This is a genomic window from Mycobacterium sp. (assembly GCF_035653355.1).
GTDB lineage: Bacteria > Actinomycetota > Actinomycetes > Mycobacteriales > Mycobacteriaceae > Mycobacterium.
Map to the genome: position 1 here is coordinate 1 of NZ_DASRBZ010000030.1, position 3,218 is coordinate 3,218.

General features: G+C 66.1%; 4 protein-coding genes and 1 pseudogene. 4 read left to right on the plus strand and 1 reads right to left on the minus strand.

Annotated elements, in window-relative coordinates; translation table 11 throughout:
* The 4 genes from VFA16_RS00910 to VFA16_RS00925 all read left to right on the plus strand — a co-directional run.
* A partial coding sequence (locus VFA16_RS00910; protein WP_324966010.1) for a cell division protein SepF occupies positions 1 to 387 on the plus strand: 387 nt, incomplete at its 5' end.
* 135 nt (positions 388 to 522) lie between these two features.
* Entirely contained in the window at positions 523 to 813 is a 291-nt protein-coding gene (locus VFA16_RS00915) for a YggT family protein (RefSeq protein ID WP_083088894.1), read from the plus strand.
* A gap of 230 nt (positions 814 to 1,043) precedes the next feature.
* A complete protein-coding gene (locus tag VFA16_RS00920; protein WP_324966011.1) occupies positions 1,044 to 1,844 on the plus strand; it encodes a DivIVA domain-containing protein in 801 nt (266 codons plus the stop codon).
* An 83-nt stretch (positions 1,845 to 1,927) separates the two neighbouring features.
* Entirely contained in the window at positions 1,928 to 2,323 is a 396-nt protein-coding gene (locus VFA16_RS00925) for a hypothetical protein (RefSeq protein ID WP_324966012.1), read from the plus strand.
* A 30-nt stretch (positions 2,324 to 2,353) separates the two neighbouring features.
* Here VFA16_RS00925 and VFA16_RS00930 read toward each other — a convergent pair.
* Positions 2,354 to 3,049, minus strand: a pseudogene (locus tag VFA16_RS00930) (phosphoribosyltransferase); the annotation flags it as partial.
* Positions 3,050 to 3,218 lie beyond the last annotated feature (169 nt).

Here is a 3,218-nt window from a genome sequence, read left to right on the forward strand (position 1 = left end):
CGAAGCGAGCTGGGTCGGCCTCGGTTCGGGCTGTTGCGGGGCTCGACCCGCGGCGCGCTGGCGATGGACCCGCGCCGGATGGCGATGCTGTTCGAGGAGGGCAGCCCGCTGTCGAAGATCACCACGCTGCGGCCCAAGGACTACACCGAGGCCCGCACCATCGGCGAGCGGTTCCGCGACGGCACCCCGGTGATCATCGACTTGGTTTCACTGGACAACGCCGAAGCGAAGCGGCTGGTGGATTTTGCCGCGGGGTTGGCGTTCGGGCTGAGGGGATCGTTCGACAAGGTCGCCACCAAGGTGTTCCTGCTGTCGCCCGCGGACGTCGAGGTGTCGCCGGAGGAGCGTCGCCGGATCGCCGAGACCGGGTTCTACGCCTACCAGTAGCGGGCGCGTCAGCTCCGAGTGCCGGGCACGGCCGTGTGGGTCGGCCGCCGCAATCGGTAGGCTGTCGGTCGTCGCCGTGGTCACTGGTGACCGTGTCGTCGATGTCACATTCTCAGTAGTAAGGTCGGGCTCTCGTTGGCGCTGTTTTTCGAAATCCTCGGTTTCGCGCTGTTCGTCTTCTGGCTTCTGCTGATCGCCCGGGTCGTTGTCGAGTTCGTCCGCTCGTTCAGCCGCGACTGGCATCCGCGCGGCGCCACGGTGGTGATCTTGGAGATCATCATGTCGCTGACCGATCCGCCGGTGAAGCTCTTACGGCGGTTGATACCGCAGCTGACGATTGGTGCGGTTCGCTTCGATCTATCCATCATGGTGTTGCTGCTGGTCGCGTTCATCGGCATGCAGTTGGCGTTTAGTGCCGCCGCCTGAGCCGCGACAAAGGTTGTCCGACCCCGGCCCAAAAGTGTTCGCAGCGCCCATTTCTCGTGCCTTAAGGCGGCATTCGGCAAATCTTAAATTTTGAAATTCGTTCTTAATTATCGGTCTCATCTGCAACCGCCGGGTCTGGTGTGACAGGATGGGCGACAGTTGCAGTACGGCTAGCAGGCCGTTCTACACTTTCCAGATCGTTTGACCGTCCAGAGTCGAGGGGGCAAAGAATGCCGCTCACACCAGCCGACGTCCACAATGTGGCGTTCAGTAAGCCGCCGATCGGCAAGCGCGGCTACAACGAAGACGAGGTCGACGCCTTCCTCGACCTGGTGGAAGCCGAGCTCACCCGGCTCATCGAGGAGAATTCCGATCTGCGCCAACGGGTCAGCGAATTGGAACAAGAGCTGGCCAGTGCCCGCTCAGGCGGCGGCGCTCAACAAACCGAAGCGATTCCGCTCTACCGCCCCGAGCCCGAACCGGAGCGCGCCCCCGCCCCGGCCGCCGCGGCTGCCCCAGTGGAGATCGGCGAGGATCAAGCCATCAAGGCCGCGAAGGTGCTGAGCTTGGCGCAAGACACCGCCGACCGGCTGACCAGCACCGCCAAAGCCGAGGCGGACAAGCTGCTGGCCGATGCCCGCGCCAACGCCGACCAGATTGTCGCCGAGGCCCGGCGTGAAGCCGACTCCACGATCGCCGAGGCCCGCCAGCGTGCCGACGCCATGCTGGCCGATGCACAGACCCGTTCGGATGCCCAGCTGCGGCAGGCGCAGGAGAAAGCCGACGCGTTGCAGGCCGACGCCGAACGCAAGCATTCCGAGATCATGGGCACCATCAACCAGCAGCGCACTGTGCTGGAAGGTCGGCTGGAGCAACTACGGACGTTTGAGCGCGAATACCGCACCCGGCTGAAGACCTACCTGGAGTCCCAGCTCGAAGAGCTCGGCCAGCGTGGCTCGGCCGCACCGGTCGACTCCACCGCTACTAATGAGGCCGGCGGGTTCAACCAGTTCAATCGGGGTACTAACTAGTCGAGCGGGCGCGGCCTGCCTGGCTTGCGCTCGCCCCCTGGCAGGCTTGACAGTCGCTGCCCCGTCGGCTGGAGGATTGACCGATGCTGATTATTGCGCTGGTGCTCGCGGTGATAGGCCTTGCCGCGTTGGTATTCGCGGTCGTCACCAGCAACGAGCTGGTGGCATGGGTGTGCATCGGCGCCAGCGTGCTGGGCGTGGTGCTGCTGATCATCGACGCGCTGCAGGAACGCCAGCGGCGCCAGGCGGGCGGGTCTGGCGCTGAACCGGTTCCGGCGAGTGCCGAGGCGGCACCGGGCGCAGGCCAGAGCGGATATGGCGTATCCGGCGGTCCCGATAGCGGCACCCAGGAAGGCGATTACGCCGACTATCCCGAAGATGTCCCGGAAGAGCACACTGCCGCCGAATCCGGCACCGCGACCGGCGGCAAGCCCGAGGCCGACCACGGCGACGCCATCAGGGACGACAACACTCGGTAGCCACCTGCTGTACGTGTCGCGCGTGGACGCCTAATTCGGGCGGGCACCTGCCCATGGCGGGGTGGCGAGCAGTTCGCGGACCTCGTCGTCGCTGACTTGGTGAAAGTCGTCGTAGACCTGGCCCACGGCCTCGAATGCGGGTGGCATGGTCGCGCACGCCACGTCGTCGGCCTCCTGGGCCAGTTGCTGGCATGCTGACTGCGGGCCGACCGGGACGGCGACCACGACCGATTCCGGGCCGGCCGCCCGGACGGCGCGCACCGCAGCGAGCATGCTGGCACCGGTGGCGATCCCGTCGTCAACAAGAATCACGGTCTTGCCGTGCGGGTCGGCTACAGGGCGATCGCCGCGATACGCCTGCTCCCGGCGCTTCAGCTCAGCGGTTTCGCGTTCGATGACCGCGCGCACCTGCTCATCGCTGATGCGCAGGCTGGATACCACGTTGTCGTTCATCACCACGCCGCCACCGCTGGCCAACGCCCCCATGGCAAGCTCGCTCCACTGCGGCACGCCGAGCTTGCGCACCAAAAACACGTCCAGGTCGGCATGCAGCGCCGCGGCAACTTCCCAGCCCACGGGAAGGCCGCCGCGGGCCAGCCCGTAAACCAGCAGTCCGTCCCGGCCGCGATAGGACGCTAGCTCCTCGGCCAGCACACACCCGGCTTCACGACGGTCGCGGAAGGTGCGCCGCGACGTCCGCCGAAGAAAGCCACTCGATCGGTTCATTCGCCATACTCTCCACTGCTGGCGAGATCCAGCCTACGACCGCGGTGACCGCTCGACACGGGTTGGCGGAGTTCATTCACTTCAGGATTCCGGCTTCCCCGACCGCCGGGGCACCAAACCGGGTCGTGGTGCTTCGGCGCGGCCTATCTCGATCTGCTGACGGCCAGGG